Here is a 17,670-nt window from a genome sequence, read left to right as displayed (position 1 = left end):
TATGATTACAGGGAAAAAATCAAATGAGGAAAGCGCATGACGCTGCAACAGGCACGCTGGGTTGCTGTATTTAAACGGGTGGCAGGCTGGGTGGTTTTTATTCCGGCCCTGATCTCAACCATTGTTTCGTTACTGAAACTGGCTCATCAGCAGAGTACCGGCAGTGATAAAATTAATGCCGTTATCGGGGATTTTATCAATGTGGTGACGGAAATGATCCGTGTGAATACACCGTTCCTGAACACATTCTGGAATAACTCCCCTGTACCGGATAAATTACTCGGTTTTGAAGGTCATAATCTGAGTTTTTTACTGATTTATATCCTGATGTTTGTGGGGCTGGCGCTGAGTGCATCCGGTATCCGTATGTCCCGGCAGGTAAAATTTATCCGCGAGAATATTGAAGATCAGGCCATTATTGAAAATGCCAGAGAGAGCGGAAAAACACCGGCGGATTTAATCGCCAAAATACGTATTCCGAATCACACTATTTTCCGGCAAATTTTTGTGCTGTACGTGCTGCCGGTATTTATCGGCGCAATTGCGTGGTTCTTAATTAAGTTCCTTAACTGGTAAGCAGAACAGCCTGAATAAAAAATACCCCGCAGAGTCTCTGACGGGGTATTTTTTTGTCTGTAAGACAGGGATTAACCAGCGAGAATATCGTCAATAATCGTCTGCGCACTCTGATAATAACGATCGCCAAACAAATGACTGCGGTGAAGCTGATAATAGAGCTGATAGAGCGGCTGGCGCTCTAAGAAACCACTTTCCAGCGGCCAGACCTGCTGATAGCCGTCGAGGATTTGCATCGGCAGCTCAGGGAAAAAAGAGAGCATCGCCAGATCACACTCACGATCACCCCAGTAACACGCCGGGTCAAACGCGACTGTTCCGCCGTCAGCCACCGCCGCACAGTTTGACGGCCACAGATCGCCGTGGAGCAGGGATGGCTGCGGCTGGTGGTCAGACAGCTTTTGCTGTACACGCCGGATAATGCTGTCAATATCGCCGAAGATGATACCTTTTTCTTTCGCCAGCTGTAACTGCCAGCCAATCCGTTTTTCAGCAAAGAAAGAAGCCCATTTTTTATCCCAGGCATTCGGCTGGGGATTGGTACCCAGCAGGTTATCTTCATCGAAACCGTAACGGGGCTGTTCATGCCACTGGTGCAGACGCGCCAGCTGCTGCCCGAACATATAGGCGGAATGGGAATCAAAAGGCTTCAGCGGCAGATATTCCATAATCAGGAAGCTGAACTCTTTTGTCGACCCGACACCATAAACGGCGGGGGTTGTCAGTGTACGGCTGCGGCTGAGAGCATCAAGCTGCTCCGCCTCGGTTTTGAATACCTGCAACATGTCACGCCGGTTATATTTGATAAAAACCGGATGATCGCCGTAACGGGCACTCCGGGAACGGTGGATTTCACCGCCATCGAGTTGTTTCTTGTCAGAGAACGAGTGTTCGCCGAAATGTTCACTGAGTATACGTCCTGCTGCCTGCCACATGAGCCACCTCACTAAGCCGTCTATCAGTCAGTCTATCTTACCGCCGGAAAATAAAAGAAAAAAGCGGACATCTCACACAAATTACACAGTAAGAGCAGGGAAATACAGAAAAGGACAAAAACGGATGGCTGTTTCGGAAGAGTCCGGAAGCGGGGGATATCCCGGTGACAGAATATCCCCCGTGAACAGAAGGTCAGGCAACCTGTCTGCGGCGTTTGAGGGCGGATAACCGCAGCTGGTTATAAATCAGTGCCAGCACAAAATAGAGTGCCTGAACCAGGACAATACAGGCACCGGTGGCGCCGTCGATATGGAAGCTGACGACAGTGCCGATATAGCTGGAGCTGACAGAGACCAGAATCGCCACCAGGATCATTTTGCCGAAGCTGCGGCACAGCAGGAAGGCGATGATACCCGGAGAAATAAGCATAGCGATTACCAGAATGATCCCGACCGCCTGGAGAGAGGCGACGATGGTCAGTGCCAGCAGTGATAACAGCCCGTAGTGCAGCATGCGGACCGGCAGTCCGATAACCCGTGCCTGGTTGGGATCAAAGCAGTACAGCATGAAATCTTTGTATTTCACCATCAGTACCACCATGGTCAGCCCCGCGATAATCAGGGTCTGACGCAGTTCAGCCTGCGTGATCCCGAGGATGTTACCAAACAGAATGTGGGTCAGGTGTTGTTCGGTATCAATACGGGTAAACAGCACCAGACCGAGGGCAAACATACCGGAGAATACAATCCCCATCACGGTATCTTCTTTGATCCGGCTGTGTTCTTTAAGGTAACCGGTGGCAAAAGCACAGAAAAGCCCTGATACAAACGCACCGATAATCAGCGGAATGCCCATCACAAAGGCCAGCACAATACCCGGCAATACCGCATGGGAAATGGCATCCCCCATCAGCGACCAGCCTTTGAGCACCAGAAAGCAGGAGAGAACGGCACAGACCGCGCCGGTCAGAATAGCAGCAAACATAGCCCGCTGCATAAACGGAAAGGCAAACGGGTCAATAAACAGAGAGGTCAGAAAATCACTCATGAGTTTGCCTCCTGACGCAGTTTTGCTGATTCACGGCGGGCACGGCGGCGGGCAGAGAGCATGCCGTGTTTTGGTGCGAAGAAGAAGGCAATCAGGAAAACAATAGTCTGTAAGGTCACAATCATGCCGCCGGTCGCGCCGTTCAGAAAATAACTGATGTAGGCACCGGCACTGCTGGTGACTGCTCCTAAAACGACGGCGATAATCAGTAATTTTTTAAACTGATCGGTTAACAGATAGGCAGTGGCTCCCGGGGTAATCACCATCGCAATCACCAGAATCGCCCCGACTGTCTGGAGTGCCGCGACAGTACAGGCACTGAGCAGGGTAAAGAAAATAATTTTCAGTGCCAGCGGGTTCAGGCCGATTGAGCGGGCATGGGTTTCATCAAAGAAAACCACCAGCAGATCTTTCCAGATGAACATCAGCACGAGGAAAGAAACAGCAATAATAATTTCCACCTGCAGCATGTCTTCATCGGCAATCCCGAGGATATTCCCCATAATAATGGTCTGTACATTCACAGAGGTCGGGTTCAGGGAAACGATCAGCAGACCGGCGGCAAAGAAGGTGGAAAATATAAACCCGATCACCGCATCTTCCCGCAGGCGGGTCAGATGCCGGACAAAGGTCATGGAAAGGGCAGCGAGCATCCCGGTGAAGAACGCACCGACAGAGTAGGGGAAACCGAGAGCGTAAGCCCCCGCCACACCGGGAACCACAGAGTGGGAGAGGGCATCTCCCATCAGTGACCAGCCCTTGAGCATCAGGTAAGCGGACAGAAAGGCACACACCGCGCCCACAATACCGCTCACCCAGATGGCTTTCACCATATAGTTGTATTCAAACGGCTGAAGTAACAGCTCTGTCATGGCTGCTCTTCCTTACTGCCGGTCTTCACCGTCAGATTATCCTGATGGCCGTAGAAGACAGCGGCGCGTTCGTCATCGGTAATAACGGTCAGTGAACGCGGGTCATCGTCGTCATGCAGATCCGGCCCGGACAGATTGATATGACGCAGCACTCCGCCGAAGGTTCTTTCCAGGTTTTTCTGGGTAAACGTGGTGGCGGTCGGGCCGCTGTCGAGTACAGTACGGTTTATCAGAATCACATGGTCACAAAACTCCGGCACACTGCCGAGGTTGTGGGTGGAGACCAGCACCAAGTGCCCCTCTTCGCGCAGTGAGCGCAATAAATCGATAATGGCATTCTCTGTTTTGACATCCACGCCGGTAAACGGCTCATCCAGCAGCAATACTTTGCCGTTCTGTGCCAGGGCTCGGGCCAGAAACACACGCTTTTTCTGACCGCCGGAAAGCTCGCCTATCTGACGGTGACCCAGCCCGGTAAGGCCGACACGTTCCAGTGCATCGGCGACAGCTTTTTTGTCTTCTTTACCGGGAATGCGCAGAAAACCCATTTTTCCGTAACGGCCCATCATCACCACATCAGAGACCAGGACCGGAAAGTTCCAGTCCACTTCTTCTGTCTGCGGGACATAGGCAATCACATTCTTTTTCAGCGCAGCACGCACCGGTTCATCATTCAGTGTCACCCGGCCCTGTGTCGGTGTGACCAGCCCCATAATAGTTTTAAACAGGGTGGATTTACCGCTGCCGTTAATACCGACGAGGGCGCAGATAGAGCCGCCCTCTATGCTGAAACTGGCATCAAAAATCGCGGTATGGCCGTTGTTATAAGTGACAGTGGCGTTATCGACAACCAGCTGTGGTTTGCTGAATTGATCACTCATTGATGAAATCCTTTGGCGATAGTATCTACAGTGGTATTGAGCAGATCAATATAGGTCGGAACAGGGCCGTCAGCGGCAGACAGGGAGTCCACATACAGTACGCCGCCGTACTCTGCACCGGTTTCTTTGGCGACCTGTTTAGCCGGTTTGTCGGAAATGGTGCTTTCGCTGAATACAACCGGAATTTTATATTCGCGGACGGTATCAATCATGTGGCGGACCTGTTGCGGTGTACCTTGCTCTTCTGCGTTAATTGGCCACAGGTATACTTCCTGAAAACCGTAGTCATTGGCCAGATAACTGAATGCGCCTTCACTGGTCGCCAGCCAGCGCTGATTTTCCGGGATATTGGCCAGACGGGCACGGAGCGGGGCATCAAGTGCTTTTATCTTCGCGGCATACTCAGCCGCATTTTTATTGTAGGTTTCCGCATTCGCCGGGTCATGTTTTACCAGCGCAGCCCGGATATTTTCGATGTACATCAGGGCATTGGTCGGGGACATCCAGGCATGCGGGTTCGGGTTACCGTTATAGGCGCCGCCACGGATGGAATTAGGGGTAATACCTTCGGTAATGACAACCGCCGGGACATCCTGTAAATTTTCAAAGAAGCGCTCAAACCAGCGCTCCAGATTCAGGCCGTTCCACAGGATAAGATCCGCATCCTGCGCCCGCATAATGTCTTTCGGGGTTGGCTGGTAGTCATGGATTTCGGCACCGGGTTTGGTGATGGATTCCACAACAGCGGCATCACCGGCCACATTTTGAGCCATATCCTGAATAATGGTGAAGGTGGTTACGACCTTAAATTTTTTCTCCGCTGCAGCGGCATACCCGCCGACCGCGCACAGGGTAAGCAGCAGCACAGCATGGCGGAATATCTGTGTCAGGGACGGAAGGGAAAAGGTATTTTGTTTTTTGTTCATTTTATCAGCCTGCCTGGTTAAAGTGTGACAATCACTAAGGATATCGTTATTGATAATGATTATCAATATCATTTGATGTTGTCAAGCACTTCCGCAATATCTTTATAACATTCAGTACGATCGATTCACACTATGCTATGAATCACATAAAATGTAAAAGTTAAGTAAACTCCTTTTGGTTTATGTGTGTTTTCAGTATTCTTAGCTTCGTCAGAATGCCGGATAAAGGGTAACAGAGTGAAAAAAACCGTTAGTGTGATTGCTTTAGCATTATTGTTGGCGGGCTGCTCAGGAAGCAGCAAACAGTCCCGTACCGGTTCCGGTGGCTGGATAACGCCGCCATCGTCCGGCATCAGTGATTATTCCGCCTATCCGGCAAAGGGCAGTGGCGTCTATCCGGCCACTCCGTTTGATCAGTTTATCCGCCAGGCATCCAACCGTTATGAAGTCGATGAAACACTGATCCGCGCCATTATTGAGGTGGAATCGTCTTACCGGCCGGATGTGATCAGCAAATCCAACGCTGTGGGTCTGATGCAGATTAAAGCCTCAACCGCCGGGCGCGATGCCTACCGTGTGAAGGGCCGTAACGGCGAGCCGAGCACCCGTGAACTGCTGGATCCGCAAACCAATATCGACATCGGTACCACCTACATCCGGATTATCCGTGACCAGCATCTGGCCGGCATTACTGACCCGCAAACTCTCAATTACGCAACGATTGTCTCTTATGTTAACGGCGCCGGCGCATTGCTGCGTACGTTTGATAACAACCGGGCACTGGCGATTGAAAAAATTAACGCGCTGTCAGCCGATGAATTTTATGAGCATGTGCAGAGCAAACACCCTGCGTCACAGGCTCCCCGTTATCTGTGGAAAGTGAAAAACGCGTACCGCGCACTGGCGATGGCTGACTGATCCTCTGATTTTTTCCTTCATAAATTATTTTTCCGTTGCAGTGTGAATCTGCAGCGGAATTGTCCCGCTGCAAAAAATCCGTCTGATATTTCGGTATGACACGTCCGTCTTCTGTGTATAAAAAGCATACGACCTGCATCATTAATAATGAAGAAAAGAATGAGGGAGTATGAGGAATTGCGTGTTGTGCGGAAAAAATGAAAAAAAAAGCCCTGATTCAGGATCAGGGCAAGAGAAATACCAAAAGTTCACTTATCTCTACTACGGACGGAGTATAACGGACAACATTTTACAATTGGTGAATTAACAATGATAAATTGTATCAATGTTTTACCTGGTAGTTTTGTGGTGTGAATAATTGAGGGCTGTGATTGTTACAAAGCGGTCGTCCCCGGAGGAAAGTCCCGCTATAATGCGGGACTTTCTCTGTACTGATAATTAAAATTGCCGGGTATGATGACAACACGTATGTTACGGATTTTTATTGCGACAGCCGGACTTTTTCTGTTTCTGTCGGTTCTGCATTTAAGTTTTGGTTATGAATATAAGTTTATTTATGTTCTCAGTGCGGCAGCACTGTTTACATTTTGCCTGTCATTCAGCCGGGTGCTGTATGTTCTGCTGCTGACGATATATTTACTTTTGGGCCTTATTTACGGGGCGGTGGGGATCAATTACGGTTATCCCGATGTGAATGCGGTTGGTTCACTGATGTATACGGATAACGGTGAATCACTGGAATATATTGCCGGGCTGCCTTTTAAAACCTATCTGTATCTTGCCGGGCTGCTGGTATCTGCAGGTTGTGCACTGCTGATGAAGCCGCTGAAAAAACGTCATCAGCGAATTGTATTGTTTACCGTCTTTTTTATTACCGCATTCTGGTCATCCTCAAAAGATTATATTCAGGGAAAATCGGAAGGATTTGTCTCGGTATTTAAGTCCGGTTTACCGGAAATTCGTTTTTTCCGTGACAGTTATGAAAGCTATGTGCAAATCCGCAAAGATAATCTGCGTTATGCCAAGGTTATTGAAACCAGTGATCACTGGGATCCGCAAGTCACAGAGACTGGTTATGACACCTATATTCTTGTCATCGGTGAAAGTGTCCGCAAAGATTTTATGCATGCATTCGGTTTTGAATTACACCCGAATACACCGTGGATGAGCAGCCGCAACGGCCTGTTTTTCGATAACTACATTTCTGCGTCCGGCTCCACCACGCTGTCTCTGACAAATGCACTTGCGGTCCGTGAAGGGAATGTGACAAACCTGAGTGATAACCTTGTCGCACTGGCGAATAAAGCCGGCTTTCATACATACTGGATTTCAAATCAGCATATGAAAGGCATTTATGATTCTCCGGTGGGAATTATGGGGAAAAAAGCCGGTTTTTATTATTTTCTCGCCCCGAACCGTTCGGATAAAGGCGGGCCGGATGAAATGCTGCTGCCGTTCGTCCGCGATGCGCTGGCAGAGAAGAACGGTAAAAAACTGATTGTGGTGCATTTAATCGGTTCTCATCCGCAACCCTGCGGAAGACTGACTGAAAATTTCGATAAATTTATCGGTTCCCGTAATATTTCCTGCTATATCAAAAGTATTGAGAATACCGATAAATTACTGTCCGATATTGCCGCGATGGCAGGGCAGGAGCATCAGCGCTGGACAATGGCTTACTTCTCTGACCACGGTCTGCTGTTTACGGATAAGGGCACAGAGAATACCAATCTGACACACGGCGACAGCATGAAACAAAATTTTCAGGTGCCGTTTTTTATTACTGCATTTGATGCACAGTCACAAAACCGCATAACACATTTCCGCAGCGGATTATCGATGCTGCCTCTGCTGAGTCAGTGGATGGGCATTAAAGAGGCCAAACTGGATAATCATTGTGACTGGTTGCGGGATACCGAATGTGCCGGCCAAAAGAGTGTGGTGAATTTTAAAAATGAACTGAAATCATTTGATTCATTACCTGAAGATAATCTGGTTCTTCCCTGAAAACGGCCTGCGGCGGATTCTGACAGTACAAAAAATGATTTAAAATCCGCCGCAGGCACTGTTTTAAAAAGGAAATGTTCATAATTTCTGCATTCTTTGTGACACGGCACACTTTTTCAGATACCTGGTCACATAAATCTATTAATCCTTATTTGCTGTGCTAGTATGGATTTTGAGTTCCGGCAAGGGCGCCCGGCAGATTATGATCCGCAGGTGTGACCCGGCTTGCAATGTACGCAAGAAATTGCCGGTAACGTACTGAAAATCAAATAAATGAGATTTCTATATGTGATCTTACGTATGGGTCACCACTGTAGATAAGGATTTAAAAATGCCTGTAATTACTCTTCCTGACGGCAGTCAGCGCCAGTTTAACCATCCTGTTTCTGTCCTTGATGTTGCGAATGATATCGGTGCCGGTCTGGCGAAAGCCTGTATCGCGGGTCGTGTCAACGGTACGCTGGTCGATGCCTGCGACATGATTGAACACGATGCAAATTTAGCCATTATCACCGCCAAAGACGAGGAAGGACTGGAAATTATCCGTCACTCCTGTGCTCACCTGTTAGGTCATGCCATCAAACAATTATGGCCGAACACCCGCATGGCGATTGGTCCGGTAATCGATAACGGTTTCTATTATGACGTTGATCTTGATGAGTCACTGACCCAGGAAGACCTCGAGAAACTCGAACAGCGGATGATGGAACTCGCCAAAAAAGATTATGACGTCGTGAAAAAACGCGTCACATGGGGCGAGGCCCGCGAGACGTTTGTTTCCCGCGGCGAAGATTACAAGGTTGAAATTCTGGACGAAAATATCGGTCAGGATGAGCATCCTGCACTGTATTTCCATGAAGAATATGTCGATATGTGCCGTGGTCCGCACGTACCGAATATGCGCTTCTGCCATAACTTCAAATTGCAGAAAGTGGCCGGTGCCTACTGGCGCGGCGACAGCGAAAACAAAATGCTGCAGCGTATTTACGGCACAGCGTGGGGCGATAAGAAGCAGTTAGCCGCTTATCTGCAGCGCCTGGAAGAAGCCGCAAAACGTGACCACCGTAAAATCGGTAAGCAGCTTGACCTGTATCATATGCAGGAAGAAGCGCCGGGTATGGCGTTCTGGCATAACGACGGCTGGACAATTTTCCGTGAGCTGGAAGTGTTCGTCCGTGTGAAACTGAAAGAGTATGATTACCAGGAAGTGAAAGGTCCGTTTATGATGGACCGCGTTCTGTGGGAAAAAACAGGACACTGGGAAAACTACAAAGAGCACATGTTCACAACTTCTTCTGAGAACCGTGAATACTGCATTAAGCCGATGAACTGTCCGGGTCACATTCAGATCTTCAACCAGGGTCTGCGTTCTTACCGTGACCTGCCGCTGCGTATGGCGGAGTTCGGCAGCTGCCACCGTAACGAATCTTCCGGTGCACTGCACGGTCTGATGCGTGTCCGCGGCTTTACTCAGGATGATGCGCATATCTTCTGTACAGAAGAGCAGGTAATGGACGAAGTCAGTTCCTGTATCCGCATGGTCTATGACATGTACTCCACTTTCGGCTTTAAAAAGATTGTGGTTAAACTGTCCACCCGCCCGGAAAAACGCATCGGTTCTGATGTCCAGTGGGACAAAGCCGAAGCTGACCTGGCAAGTGCACTGAAAGAAAACAACATCGAATTCGAATATCTGCCGGGCGAAGGTGCCTTCTACGGGCCGAAAATTGAATTTACTTTGTATGATTGTTTGGATCGTGCATGGCAATGTGGTACAGTGCAGCTCGATTTCTCTCTGCCGGCTCGTCTGGGGGCAACTTATGTTGCCGAAAACAATGAACGAGTGACCCCGGTGATGATTCACCGCGCGATCTTAGGCTCGATGGAGCGCTTCATTGGTATCCTGACTGAAGAAACTGCCGGTTTCTTCCCGACATGGTTAGCGCCTAACCAGGTAGTAGTGATGAACATCACTGATTCTCAGGCCGATTATGTCCAGAAAGTCGTCAAAGAACTGCAGGATGCCGGAATTCGTGCAAAAGCAGACTTGAGAAATGAGAAGATTGGCTTTAAAATTCGCGAACACACGCTACGTCGTGTTCCGTATATGCTGGTCTGCGGTGATAAAGAGATGGAAACAGGCGAAGTGTCTGTTCGTACCCGCCGCGGCAACGATCTTGGCAGCATAAACGTGAGCGAATTTAAAGACGCACTGCTTGAAGAAATTCGCAGTCGCAGACTTGAAGAACAACCGGAGGAATAAGGTATTAAAGGCGGAAAAAGAATTCAAACAGCACGTCCGAACCGTATCAATACGGAAATCCGTGTCAATGAAGTTCGTTTAACTGGTCTTGAAGGCGAGCAGCTTGGTGTTGTCAGCCTGAGAGAAGCTCTTGAGAAAGCCGAGGAAGCCGGGGTTGATTTAGTTGAAATCAGCCCTAATGCCGAACCGCCCGTTTGCCGTATCATGGATTACGGCAAATTCCTCTACGAGAAAAGCAAATCGGCTAAAGAGCAGAAGAAGAAACAAAAAGTTATTCAGGTTAAGGAAATCAAATTCCGTCCTGGCACAGATGAAGGCGACTATCAGGTCAAACTACGCAACCTGGTTCGTTTTCTTGAAGATGGCGATAAAGCCAAAATCACACTGCGGTTCCGTGGTCGTGAAATGGCGCACCAGCAGATTGGTATTGAAGTGCTTAACCGCATCAAAGACGATCTGAGTGAATTAGCTTCCGTCGAATCCTTCCCGTCGAAGATCGAAGGTCGCCAGATGATCATGGTGCTCGCTCCTAAGAAGAAATAGTCCGGCAATCCAAGTAATAAATGCCGGGGGCAACCCCGGCTTTTATTCGCCGGATTAATTCGTTGTTTAACAATGCGAAGTGGAAATAAAAATGCCAAAGATTAAAACTGTACGTGGTGCAGCTAAGCGTTTCAAAAAAACCGCTAAAGGTGGTTTCAAGCGTAAGCATGCTAACCTCCGTCATATCCTGACTAAAAAATCAACTAAGCGTAAACGTCATTTACGTCCGAAAGGTATGGTCTCCAAAGGGGATCTGGGTTTAGTTGTCGCTTGCCTGCCATACGCATAAGCAAGTTTTTTAGCAAAGTTTACGACTTTAGGAGATTAGTATGGCTCGTGTAAAACGTGGTGTCATTGCTCGCGCACGTCACAAAAAAATTCTGAAACAAGCGAAAGGTTACTACGGTGCCCGTTCGCGCGTTTATCGTGTTGCCTTCCAGGCAGTAATCAAAGCTGGCCAGTATGCTTACCGTGACCGTCGTCAGCGTAAGCGTCAGTTCCGTCAGCTGTGGATTGCACGTATCAACGCAGCAGCTCGTCAGAATGGTCTGTCTTACAGCCGTTTCATCAACGGTCTGAAAAAGGCATCCATCGAAATCGATCGTAAGATCTTAGCCGATATCGCTGTATTCGATAAAGCCGCATTTACTGCGCTGGTCGAAAAAGCAAAAGGCGCTCTGGCGTAATTGTTCAGACAGAAGAGGGAGCTTGCTCCCTCTTTTGCTATCCGGCAGAAAAAATCTGCGGAATGAATAATTTGTCATTGTATATCCGCATATTTTTCGCGTAATATGACAAAATACATCCGGTTAACTGATAAATAGTTGAGAAAATGAATAATATCGTTTCTTTCCGCTTCTTTTTTTACTTTAGCGCCTGAACTCAGGGGGCTTTGCGCGTAAAAAAGAAACGAAAAGTAACGCCGTAAGCCTCCAGTTTGGAGGCTTTTTTGTTTCAGGGGCTTGCCGGAACGGGTGAGATAATCACGTCCGGCAGCACCGTCGTCATAATTGAAGACCACAGGGTCAGAGGAATAGGAAAACATGCCACATCTCGCTGAACTGGTTGCTCAGGCAAAAGCAGCCGTCGAAGAGGCAAAGGATGTTGCAGCGCTGGAATCGGTACGTGTTGAATACCTGGGTAAGAAAGGGCATTTAACCTTACAGATGCAATCGCTGCGGGATCTGCCGCCGGAAGATCGTCCTGCTGCGGGTGCAGTGATTAACGAAGCCAAACAGGAAGTTCAGACCGCACTGAATGCCCGTAAAGATTCTCTGGAATCTGCGGCGCTGAATGCCCGTCTGGCTGGAGAGCGGATTGATGTCTCTCTGCCGGGACGCCGCATGGAAAATGGCGGTCTGCATCCGGTCACCCGTACCATTGAGCGTATCGAAACCTTTTTCGGCGAACTGGGCTTTTCTGTTGAATCCGGCCCTGAAATCGAAGACGACTATCATAACTTTGACGCACTGAATATTCCGGCACACCATCCGGCGCGTGCTGACCACGATACCTTCTGGTTTGATGCCAAACGTCTGCTACGTACGCAGACCTCCGGCGTGCAGATCCGTACCATGAAAGATAAACAGCCGCCAATCCGCATTATTGCGCCGGGCCGTGTTTACCGTAATGACTACGACCAGACTCACACCCCGATGTTCCATCAGACAGAAGGTCTGATTGTGGATACTGATATCAGTTTCACCAATCTTAAAGGCACACTGCATGATTTCCTGAATCATTTCTTTGAAGAAGAAGTGCAGGTGCGTTTCCGTCCGTCCTACTTCCCGTTCACTGAACCGTCAGCGGAAGTGGATGTGATGGGTAAAAACGGCAAATGGCTGGAAGTGCTGGGCTGCGGGATGGTGCATCCGAATGTGCTGCGCAATGTCGGTATTGACCCGGACATTTACTCCGGTTTCGCCTTTGGTATGGGGATGGAGCGCCTGACTATGCTGCGCTACGGCGTGAGCGATTTACGCGCATTCTTCGAAAATGACCTTCGTTTCCTCAAGCAATTCAAATAAGGCGGGATACTCTCATGAAATTCAGTGAACTCTGGTTACGCGAATGGGTAAACCCGGCTGTCAGCAGCGACGCGTTATCTGATCAGATTACGATGGCCGGCCTGGAAGTGGACGGCACAGAAGCCGTTGCCGGTCAGTTTAACGGTGTGGTTATCGGGGAAGTGGTTGAGTGCGGACAGCACCCGAATGCCGATAAACTGCGTGTGACAAAAGTGAATACCGGCGGTGACCGCCTGCTCGATATCGTCTGCGGCGCACCAAACTGCCGTCAGGGGCTGCGTGTGGCTGTTGCGACAGTCGGTGCGGTCTTACCGGGCGATTTTAAAATCAAAGCTGCCAAACTGCGCGGCGAGCCGTCAGAAGGTATGCTCTGCTCATTCTCTGAGCTGGGTATCAGCGCTGATCACAGCGGTATTATTGAATTACCGGCAGATGCGCCAGTCGGTACCGATCTGCGCGACTATATGAAGCTGGATGATACCGCGATTGAAATCAGCATCACGCCGAACCGTGCGGACTGCCTGAGCATCCGTGGTGTGGCCCGTGATGTGGCGGTTCTCAATAAGATGGATTATCAGGCTCCGGATATGTCCCCGGTCGCCGCTGTCCATCAGGACACGTTCCCTATCCGTGTTGATGCGCCGCAGGCGTGTCCGCGTTTTACCGGACGTGTGATTAAAAACGTCGATGTGACAGCAAAAACTCCGCTGTGGATGGTGGAAAAACTGCGCCGCGGCGGCATCCGTTCTATCGATCCGGTCGTGGATATCACCAACTACGTTCTGCTGGAGCTGGGTCAGCCGCAGCATGCTTATGATCTGGATACCCTTGAGGGTGAACTGATTGTCCGCATGGCAGAGCAGGGTGAGAAACTGACGCTGCTGGACGGCAACGAAGTCACACTGACAGATAACATTCTGGTGATTGCAGATCGCCGTGGTGCGCTGGGTATGGCCGGTATTTTCGGCGGCGAGCACTCTGGTGTGTCTGACACCACTAAAAATATCCTGCTGGAAACCGCATTCTTTAACCCGCTGGCTATCACCGGCCGTGCACGTCAGTATGGTCTGCATACCGATGCTTCACACCGCTTTGAGCGCGGCGTGGATCCGCAGTTACAGCGTATCGCGGCTGAGCGTACCACCCGTCTGATTCTGGATATCTGCGGCGGTGAGCCGGGCGAAATCATTGAAGTGGTTTCTGAAGCAGATTTACCGAAAGCGGCAACGATTACACTGACCCGTAACAAGCTTGACCGTCTGATCGGCCATTATGTGGATGATGCGCAGGTAACGGATATCCTGACCCGTCTGGGCTGCGATGTGAAAATTTCTCAGGATCAGTGGCTGGTGACTGCGCCGTCATGGCGTTTCGACATGGAAATTGAGGAAGATCTGGTGGAAGAAGTGGCCCGTATTTACGGCTACAACAATATCCCGGATGTTCCGCTGCGCGCTGACCTGATTATGACCTCCCGTCACGAAGCACATCTGCCGCTTAAGCGTGTGAAAACACTGCTGGTTGACCGTGGCTTCCAGGAAGCTATTACTTACAGCTTTGTCGATCCGAAAATCCAGACCCTGCTGCACTCGGGTCAGGACGCGATTATTCTGCCGAACCCGATTTCTGCAGATATGTCAGCCATGCGTCTGTCATTGCTGACCGGCCTGTTAAGCACTGTTGTGTACAACCAGAACCGTCAGCAGAGCCGTGTCCGTCTGTTTGAATCCGGTCTGCGCTTTGTACCGGATGCGGCCGCAGACCTCGGGATCCGTCAGGAAACCATGCTGGCAGGCGTTATCGCCGGTAACCGTAATGAAGAACACTGGTCATCGGAAAAACAGGTCGTTGATTTTTATGATTTAAAAGGTGATCTGGAAGCCATTTTGGAATTGACTGGCAAATTAGATCGTGTATCGTTTAAAGCAACGACAAATCCGGCCCTCCATCCGGGACAAGGTGCTGAGATTTATCTGGAAGATGAGCATATTGGTTATATCGGTGTGGTTCATCCGGAACTGGAGAAAAAACTGGATCTCAACGGCCGTACGGTTGTCTTTGAAATCCGCTGGGACGCACTGACAAACCGTATTATTCCTGAGGCTGAAGCAATTTCACGCTTCCCTGCGAACCGCCGGGATATCGCCATCGTTGTGCCGGAAAACGTCGCTGCACAAGACATTCTGAACGAATGTAAAAAAGTTGGCGTAAATCAGTTAGTTGGCATAAACTTATTTGACGTGTACTGTGGTAAGGGTGTTGCTGAGGGTTATAAGAGTCTGGCGATCAGTCTGACCTTACAGGATACAGAGCGTACACTTGAAGAAGATGAAATTGCAGCAACCGTAAACAAATGCGTTGCCGCGTTGCAACAGCGATTTAAAGCATCCTTGAGGGACTAAACCTATGGCGCTTACTAAAGCTGAAATGTCAGAAAATCTGTCGGAAAAACTGGACCTGAGCAAACGCGATGCGAAGGACCTGGTAGAACTGTTTTTTGAAGAGGTACGCCGTTCTCTTGAGAATGGTGAGCAGGTGAAATTATCCGGTTTCGGAAACTTTGATCTGCGGGACAAGAATCAGCGTCCGGGCCGTAACCCTAAAACGGGTGAAGATATTCCTATCACAGCCCGTCGTGTTGTCACTTTCCGTCCGGGGCAGAAACTGAAAGCCAAGGTCGAAAAATCGACACCGAAAGAGTAAGACCTGAAACGACCTCTTATGAGGTCGTTTTCTTTTCTGTGGTTTGTCAGACATTAACCTCCTTCTGACTCAGGTATACTATCTCCCGTCTTGATTAATGACAGGGATCTCATGCATATTCACAACCCCATCACGAAGCTGGTACAGACGCGGAAAAAGCGGGATGTACAGCGCATAATTCTTCTTTCTGTTACCTTGCTGATAATGATCGCCGTTGCACTGTGCGCCGGTGAGATGTGGATTTTACCGGACCAGTGGTTATCTGAAACCGCGCAGTTATTTGTCTGGGATCTGCGTTTCCCGCGTGTGCTGGCGGTGATTGCGGTGGGGGCCGGGCTGGCAATGGCCGGTGCGGTGATGCAGGCCATTTTTGAAAACCCGCTGGCGGAACCGGGGCTGCTCGGCGTGAGTAACGGTGCCGGGGTGTTTGTTGTCTTTATCGTCCTGTTTTTCAAAGGCATGCCGCCGCTGTGGGTGCTGGGGGGCGGGGCGGTGATCGGGGCGACACTGCTGACACTGATTTTACTCTGGTTTGCTCATTTCCGGCGACTGAGTAACAGCCAGCTGCTGCTGGTCGGCGTGGCTCTCGGGGTTATCTGCGGCGCATTTATGACCTGGATGGTGTATTTCAGCACCAGTCTGGATTTACGCCAGCTGATGTACTGGATGATGGGAAGTTTTTCCGGGGCGGACTGGCGGCTCAGTCCGTTGCTGGCGGCGATAGCGGTGGTGGCCGTGTGGCTGCTGTGGCAGGCACCGGTGCTTAACTATCTTGCGCTGGGCGAGGTTAATGCCCAGCAGCTCGGGGTATCGGCACACCGCTGGCGCAATGTGTTTATTATTGCCGTCGGGTTGCTGATCGGCCTGAGTGTGGCGGTGGCCGGCGCTATCAGCTTTATCGGGCTGATTATCCCGCATATGCTGCGGCTGATGGGTATTACTGATCACCGGACATTATTACCCGCCTGTGCATTATTTGGTGCCGTCAGTCTGTTGCTGGCGGATTTATGCTCACGGCTGATTTTATCCAATGCCGAAATTCCGATCGGCGTGGTGACTGCAACCATCGGCGCACCGGCCTTTATTTATCTGCTGACCCGGCATCACGGAGGACGCCGCTGATGGATAATCTGTTACTTGATGTCAGCGGGATCCACATCGGCCGCCGTCTTACCTGTGATGCCCTGCAATTTTTTGCCGGACAGCAAATCCATCTGCTGGGACCGAACGGCTCCGGCAAGAGTACTCTGCTGGCCGCACTGGCGGATGCTGTGCGTTATGAGGGGCAAATCCGCTACCGCGGTACGAACTTAAAATCGATCCCCAAACGGCAGCAGGCACAGTTCCGTGCGTATCTGACCCAAACCACCGATTGTGTCCCGGTGATGACGGTGTTTCAGTATCTGCAGCTCTATATGCCGGCGGTGCAGGAAAATACACAGCTTATTTATCAGTTGTGCGGCGATTTTCAGCTGGAGCTGTTACTGCCGCGTATGCTGACGCAATTATCCGGCGGTGAATGGCAGCGGGTGAAAATAGCGGCGATATTTCTGCAATTATGGACAACGGATGACTTGTCCGGGAAATACTTATTACTGGATGAGCCGCGTAACCACCTGGATATTACCCAGCAGGCGATGCTGGATAAATGGATAGCCCGGTTTTGTGAACAGCAGGGAACGATTATTACCAGCGGTCATGATTTAAACCACAGTTATCTGCATGCCGATGCGGTGGTGTTACTTAAAGCCGGTCAGTTACTTGCCGCCGGTGAAACTCAGATAATTATGACTGAAGATATCTTGAGCGAACTTTTTCAGTCTGAAATAAAAAGTATCAGACCAATACAAGAAACACAGTGGCAAATAACAGATTGGCATCAACAACGGCGCTGATTTTTGTTATGCTGTCACATATATTTGTTGTTATGTAGTCGCTGTAAAGATGAAGAATTGTTTAAACGAAGCCCTG

18 protein-coding genes and 1 other annotated feature are annotated in these 17,670 nt (G+C 49.8%); of the genes, 12 read left to right on the top strand and 6 right to left on the bottom strand.

Annotated features, from left to right (window positions below):
* Positions 1-36 precede the first annotated feature (36 nt).
* Positions 37-576 (top strand): YniB family protein, encoded by a 540-nt coding sequence (locus tag HMPREF3119_RS12575; RefSeq protein ID WP_004235338.1) that lies wholly within the window; start codon positions 37-39, stop codon positions 574-576.
* 71 nt (positions 577-647) lie between these two features.
* On the opposite strand, the gene HMPREF3119_RS12570 is transcribed toward HMPREF3119_RS12575, so the two are convergent.
* The 5 genes from HMPREF3119_RS12570 to HMPREF3119_RS12550 all read right to left on the bottom strand — a co-directional run bounded on the left by HMPREF3119_RS12570 (position 648) and on the right by HMPREF3119_RS12550 (position 5,238).
* Complete coding sequence (locus HMPREF3119_RS12570; RefSeq protein WP_004235340.1) at positions 648-1,511, bottom strand: fructosamine kinase family protein; 864 nt, start codon at positions 1,509-1,511, stop codon at positions 648-650.
* Positions 1,512-1,704: 193 nt separating this feature from the next.
* Entirely contained in the window at positions 1,705-2,559 is an 855-nt protein-coding gene (locus HMPREF3119_RS12565; protein WP_004235342.1) for a metal ABC transporter permease, read from the bottom strand.
* On the bottom strand, positions 2,556-3,431 hold the full coding sequence (locus HMPREF3119_RS12560) for a metal ABC transporter permease (protein WP_070579903.1): 876 nt from the start codon (positions 3,429-3,431) through the stop codon (positions 2,556-2,558). The genes HMPREF3119_RS12565 and HMPREF3119_RS12560 overlap by 4 nt, the downstream gene beginning before the upstream one ends.
* Positions 3,428-4,312: a manganese/iron ABC transporter ATP-binding protein gene (locus tag HMPREF3119_RS12555; protein ID WP_004235346.1), complete on the bottom strand. Its 885-nt coding sequence runs from the start codon at positions 4,310-4,312 to the stop codon at positions 3,428-3,430. The genes HMPREF3119_RS12560 and HMPREF3119_RS12555 overlap by 4 nt, the downstream gene beginning before the upstream one ends.
* Positions 4,309-5,238 (bottom strand): metal ABC transporter substrate-binding protein, encoded by a 930-nt coding sequence (locus tag HMPREF3119_RS12550; protein WP_004239974.1) that lies wholly within the window; start codon positions 5,236-5,238, stop codon positions 4,309-4,311. The genes HMPREF3119_RS12555 and HMPREF3119_RS12550 overlap by 4 nt, the downstream gene beginning before the upstream one ends.
* A gap of 237 nt (positions 5,239-5,475) precedes the next feature.
* On the opposite strand from HMPREF3119_RS12550, the gene HMPREF3119_RS12545 reads away from it, so the two are divergent.
* The 6 genes from HMPREF3119_RS12545 to rplT all read left to right on the top strand — a co-directional run bounded on the left by HMPREF3119_RS12545 (position 5,476) and on the right by rplT (position 11,655).
* Complete coding sequence (locus HMPREF3119_RS12545) at positions 5,476-6,156, top strand: transglycosylase SLT domain-containing protein (RefSeq protein ID WP_036417709.1); 681 nt, start codon at positions 5,476-5,478, stop codon at positions 6,154-6,156.
* Positions 6,157-6,609: 453 nt separating this feature from the next.
* The gene (locus tag HMPREF3119_RS12540; protein WP_246829279.1) at positions 6,610-8,163 is read left to right on the top strand and encodes a phosphoethanolamine transferase; all 1,554 of its coding nucleotides are present in this window, start codon (positions 6,610-6,612) and stop codon (positions 8,161-8,163) included.
* A gap of 331 nt (positions 8,164-8,494) precedes the next feature.
* Positions 8,495-10,426, top strand: a complete 1,932-nt coding sequence (gene thrS / locus HMPREF3119_RS12535; RefSeq protein WP_004235354.1) for a threonine--tRNA ligase — start codon at positions 8,495-8,497, stop codon at positions 10,424-10,426.
* A 3-nt stretch (positions 10,427-10,429) separates the two neighbouring features.
* A complete protein-coding gene (infC, locus tag HMPREF3119_RS18840) occupies positions 10,430-10,969 on the top strand; it encodes a translation initiation factor IF-3 (RefSeq protein WP_071592720.1) in 540 nt (179 codons plus the stop codon).
* Positions 10,970-11,060: 91 nt separating this feature from the next.
* On the top strand, positions 11,061-11,258 hold the full coding sequence (rpmI, locus tag HMPREF3119_RS18835; protein ID WP_004235358.1) for a 50S ribosomal protein L35: 198 nt from the start codon (positions 11,061-11,063) through the stop codon (positions 11,256-11,258).
* 40 nt (positions 11,259-11,298) lie between these two features.
* Complete coding sequence (rplT, locus tag HMPREF3119_RS12525) at positions 11,299-11,655, top strand: 50S ribosomal protein L20 (RefSeq protein ID WP_004235362.1); 357 nt, start codon at positions 11,299-11,301, stop codon at positions 11,653-11,655.
* A gap of 74 nt (positions 11,656-11,729) precedes the next feature.
* Here rplT and HMPREF3119_RS12520 read toward each other — a convergent pair whose 3' ends face one another.
* Complete coding sequence (locus HMPREF3119_RS12520; protein ID WP_070579900.1) at positions 11,730-12,014, bottom strand: hypothetical protein; 285 nt, start codon at positions 12,012-12,014, stop codon at positions 11,730-11,732.
* Positions 11,801-11,923, top strand: a sequence feature (Phe leader region). Its footprint overlaps the gene before it by 123 nt.
* On the opposite strand from HMPREF3119_RS12520, the gene pheS reads away from it, so the two are divergent.
* The 5 genes from pheS (at position 12,013) to HMPREF3119_RS12495 (ending at position 17,594) form a co-directional block, all read left to right on the top strand.
* Positions 12,013-12,996 (top strand): phenylalanine--tRNA ligase subunit alpha, encoded by a 984-nt coding sequence (gene pheS, locus HMPREF3119_RS12515; protein WP_004235365.1) that lies wholly within the window; start codon positions 12,013-12,015, stop codon positions 12,994-12,996. The genes HMPREF3119_RS12520 and pheS overlap by 2 nt on opposite strands.
* 14 nt (positions 12,997-13,010) lie before the next feature.
* Positions 13,011-15,398, top strand: a complete 2,388-nt coding sequence (pheT, locus tag HMPREF3119_RS12510) for a phenylalanine--tRNA ligase subunit beta (RefSeq protein ID WP_070579897.1) — start codon at positions 13,011-13,013, stop codon at positions 15,396-15,398.
* 4 nt (positions 15,399-15,402) lie between these two features.
* Positions 15,403-15,699 carry an integration host factor subunit alpha gene (ihfA, locus tag HMPREF3119_RS12505; protein WP_004235369.1) on the top strand — a complete coding sequence of 99 codons (297 nt, stop codon included), beginning with the start codon at positions 15,403-15,405 and terminating at the stop codon, positions 15,697-15,699.
* A gap of 111 nt (positions 15,700-15,810) precedes the next feature.
* On the top strand, positions 15,811-16,821 hold the full coding sequence (gene btuC, locus HMPREF3119_RS12500; protein ID WP_004239981.1) for a vitamin B12 ABC transporter permease BtuC: 1,011 nt from the start codon (positions 15,811-15,813) through the stop codon (positions 16,819-16,821).
* Complete coding sequence (locus tag HMPREF3119_RS12495; RefSeq protein WP_070579894.1) at positions 16,821-17,594, top strand: vitamin B12 ABC transporter ATP-binding protein BtuD; 774 nt, start codon at positions 16,821-16,823, stop codon at positions 17,592-17,594. Before btuC ends, HMPREF3119_RS12495 begins: the two co-directional genes overlap by 1 nt.
* The last annotated feature ends 76 nt before the right edge of the window (positions 17,595-17,670 follow it).

Source organism: Morganella sp. HMSC11D09 (assembly GCF_001807955.1).
Lineage (GTDB): Bacteria > Pseudomonadota > Gammaproteobacteria > Enterobacterales > Enterobacteriaceae > Morganella > Morganella morganii.
Note: the sequence above shows the minus strand (reverse complement) of the source record. Positions and strands in the feature narration are given on the sequence as shown.

Excerpts from the sequence above, each read along its gene's own strand:
- HMPREF3119_RS12555 (WP_004235346.1), bottom strand. The coding sequence starts at position 4,312 with ATGAGTGATCAATTCAGCAAACCACAGCTGGTTGTCGATAACGCCACT.
- pheS (WP_004235365.1), top strand. The coding sequence starts at position 12,013 with ATGCCACATCTCGCTGAACTGGTTGCTCAGGCAAAAGCAGCCGTCGAA.
- rplT (WP_004235362.1), top strand. The coding sequence starts at position 11,299 with ATGGCTCGTGTAAAACGTGGTGTCATTGCTCGCGCACGTCACAAAAAA.
- thrS (WP_004235354.1), top strand. The coding sequence starts at position 8,495 with ATGCCTGTAATTACTCTTCCTGACGGCAGTCAGCGCCAGTTTAACCAT.
- HMPREF3119_RS12575 (WP_004235338.1), top strand. The coding sequence starts at position 37 with ATGACGCTGCAACAGGCACGCTGGGTTGCTGTATTTAAACGGGTGGCA.
- HMPREF3119_RS12560 (WP_070579903.1), bottom strand. The coding sequence starts at position 3,431 with ATGACAGAGCTGTTACTTCAGCCGTTTGAATACAACTATATGGTGAAA.
- HMPREF3119_RS12495 (WP_070579894.1), top strand. The coding sequence starts at position 16,821 with ATGGATAATCTGTTACTTGATGTCAGCGGGATCCACATCGGCCGCCGT.
- rpmI (WP_004235358.1), top strand. The coding sequence starts at position 11,061 with ATGCCAAAGATTAAAACTGTACGTGGTGCAGCTAAGCGTTTCAAAAAA.
- pheT (WP_070579897.1), top strand. The coding sequence starts at position 13,011 with ATGAAATTCAGTGAACTCTGGTTACGCGAATGGGTAAACCCGGCTGTC.
- HMPREF3119_RS12565 (WP_004235342.1), bottom strand. The coding sequence starts at position 2,559 with ATGAGTGATTTTCTGACCTCTCTGTTTATTGACCCGTTTGCCTTTCCG.
- HMPREF3119_RS12540 (WP_246829279.1), top strand. The coding sequence starts at position 6,610 with ATGATGACAACACGTATGTTACGGATTTTTATTGCGACAGCCGGACTT.
- HMPREF3119_RS12520 (WP_070579900.1), bottom strand. The coding sequence starts at position 12,014 with ATGTTTTCCTATTCCTCTGACCCTGTGGTCTTCAATTATGACGACGGT.
- ihfA (WP_004235369.1), top strand. The coding sequence starts at position 15,403 with ATGGCGCTTACTAAAGCTGAAATGTCAGAAAATCTGTCGGAAAAACTG.
- btuC (WP_004239981.1), top strand. The coding sequence starts at position 15,811 with ATGCATATTCACAACCCCATCACGAAGCTGGTACAGACGCGGAAAAAG.
- HMPREF3119_RS12570 (WP_004235340.1), bottom strand. The coding sequence starts at position 1,511 with ATGTGGCAGGCAGCAGGACGTATACTCAGTGAACATTTCGGCGAACAC.
- HMPREF3119_RS12550 (WP_004239974.1), bottom strand. The coding sequence starts at position 5,238 with ATGAACAAAAAACAAAATACCTTTTCCCTTCCGTCCCTGACACAGATA.